Genomic DNA, 2,325 nt, shown 5'->3' on the forward strand with positions numbered 1-2,325 from the left:
GTCCTCGCCGGCAGCGAAATGTCGCCTCGAAATCGGCGCATGCCACCGCCAATGCCCCGTTGGCCCAAATTTGAAACACCAGGTGGGTGATCGATCTCGATTGTTTTAGAGTTTATTGGGCTTACCCAATCGGCACAAAGCTGAAGCCGGGGCGCTTGACTTAACCGCACCCGATCGGCGTGCGCTAAGCATCATCAGGATCCATCAAGGCATGACCCCCTCGCCTCCCTTTCTCGGCTTTCCAGACCGTCTCGCAGATGGTCACATGCCCCGCGCGGTGATCTTCGGGGCCGGTCACGGCAGCACTTATCCCGGCAAGGACAGCCGCGGCCATGCCTTGGCGGCGGATGCGATCCGCGTTGCGAGCCAGGACGATGCCGCGTTCGTCGAGCACTGGGATTTCGATCTCGGCGGCCCGCTGTTCGACGGCAAGCCGGCCTCTTGCATCGACGCCGGCGATATCTTGACCACCATGCATGACAATGCCGGCAACAGGGTCAGGATCGAGGCAAAAACGCGCGAAATCCTGGCATTGCCGGCCGTGCCGATCCTGATCGGCGGCGACTGTTCCATGACCATTCCCTTCCTCGCCGGCTTTGCGGAGCACGGGCCGGTCTGGGTCCTGCAGATCGACGCCCATATCGACTGGCGCGACGAGGTGTATGGCGAACGCCACGGCTATTCGAGCCCGATGCGCAGGGCGAGCGAGATGCCGCATGTCGCAGGCATGGTGCAAGTCGGCCTGCGCAGCGTCGGCAGCGCACGCATCACCGAGATCGAAGCGGCACGGCGCTATGGCAGCCACTTCGTGACCGCCCGCGAGGTTCACGCTCAGGGCGTCGAAGCCGCGCTCCGGCATATTCCGGAAGGCGCGCGGGTTGTCGTCACCCTCGACTGCGACAGCCTCGATCCAAGCGTCATGCCGGGCGTGGCGGCGCGTACACCCGGCGGTCTCACCTACACGCAGGTGATCGACCTGATCGCCGGCCTCGGCAGACGGGCCCGGATCGCAGGGTTCGACCTTGTCGAGTTCTATCCTCCGGCCGATATCGACGGCCTGTCAGCGCTGACCGCCGCGCGCCTTCTCGTCAATGTGGTCGGCACCGTCGTCCGGCAGGTTTGATATCAAAACCCTGCTTTTCGCCGCAGACCGGCCCAAAGGCGCGTGAGCGAGCTTGCGGTTGAAATGCCCTTTTCCACACCTGGGTACTCGATCCTGCCTTGTCCGGCCGGCTCGTCGCTCCAGACCAAGTTGAAAGCAATGCCCTTGAGCCCAAGCTCCCCGATCCGGCGTACGATCGTCTCCTGCAGATAGATATCGGATATTCGCACCCCATCGGCACGCTCGGGCAGCTTGAATGTCTCGGTACCGCCGATTGCGTCCGCTCGAAGGACGAGGCTTTCGATCACCATTATGCCGCCGTCGTCAAAGCGAACGATCTTTGAACGTTCCTCGTCCAGCGCATCGATCACGGTGGTGACATTGAAGAGCGATATGGCCTCGTCGGCACGAAGCGGCAGGAATTCACCGTACGGTTCGAGGGTTGGCCGAAGCAACTTCAACGCCCTCGCCCGCAGGATGAGCACATGCTCGCCAAGCCATGGAAAATCTGAATATTGCCGGAGCGTACCGTCGTCGTGTTCGCACAGGATCTCCATCCCGGGCGGATGCCATTGTGTCTGCTTCCGGCCGCAGAGCATCGAAAACAGCTGGTAGTCGTCCGCCTGTCGGGGAAGGACCCATTCCTGTCCTTCGACCACGCTCAGGACATAGATATTCATCCGATCCCCCGCACATCATTGCCTTGGTAGGCTCGGCCTGCTGCGCGGCTCTTCGCGCGCGTTCTCACCGCTGGTCCGCGACAGCCGTTTGCGGCACCGGCGGCAATTCGGGTGCATCCATCCCCTTGAAAGGGTCACGCCAGGCGCCGATGTCTTCAAGCCGACGGTACCAGCGGCTGACAGAGGAATAATCGTCGAGCGGCAATCTGGCGGCTTCGTTGAACGGCAGGAAGGTCGCCATTCGAAAATCGGCATAGGAAACCGAATTCCCGACCAGCCACTGCCGCTCGGCAAGCACGGCGTCGAGTATTGCCGCGGCCGTATGGAATTGGTTTAGGCCCTCCTCCACCCGCTTCTGATCGATCGGGCCGATGCCGTACCGCTGTTTGGTCCCACGTTCGAAATGCACCATGTCGCAAGCGAATGCGAAGTGCTCCTTGCCCCAGCTCAGCCAGCGGATCATCTCGGGTTCGTCCTCGCCGGTGCGCCAGAAATCCGAATGCGCATCGCGCGAGAGCCGGCAGGCTATGGCGTCTGCCTCCC

3 protein-coding genes are annotated in these 2,325 nt (G+C 62.3%); 1 reads left to right on the forward strand and 2 read right to left on the reverse strand.

Translation table 11 applies throughout. The features are described from left to right. The first annotated feature begins 211 nt into the window (after window positions 1-211). Entirely contained in the window at window positions 212-1,123 is a 912-nt protein-coding gene (locus EN939_RS30470) for an agmatinase (RefSeq protein ID WP_127271362.1), read from the forward strand. Between the two features lie 2 nt (window positions 1,124-1,125). On the opposite strand, the gene EN939_RS30475 is transcribed toward EN939_RS30470, so the two are convergent. Both EN939_RS30475 and EN939_RS30480 read right to left on the reverse strand, forming a co-directional pair. Next, window positions 1,126-1,782 carry an imm11 family protein gene (locus EN939_RS30475; protein WP_127271364.1) on the reverse strand — a complete coding sequence of 219 codons (657 nt, stop codon included), beginning with the start codon at window positions 1,780-1,782 and terminating at the stop codon, window positions 1,126-1,128. 64 nt (window positions 1,783-1,846) lie between these two features. Next, the coding region (locus tag EN939_RS30480; protein WP_164751363.1) for a glutathione S-transferase family protein at window positions 1,847-2,325 on the reverse strand (479 nt) is incomplete at its 5' end.

Source organism: Mesorhizobium sp. M7A.F.Ca.CA.002.05.1.1 (assembly GCF_003998335.1).
Lineage (GTDB): Bacteria > Pseudomonadota > Alphaproteobacteria > Rhizobiales > Rhizobiaceae > Mesorhizobium.

Bases quoted from the DNA above. Each gene is read 5' to 3' on its own strand.
- EN939_RS30470 (WP_127271362.1), top strand. From the start codon at position 212: ATGACCCCCTCGCCTCCCTTTCTCGGCTTTCCAGACCGTCTCGCAGAT.
- EN939_RS30475 (WP_127271364.1), bottom strand. From the start codon at position 1,782: ATGAATATCTATGTCCTGAGCGTGGTCGAAGGACAGGAATGGGTCCTT.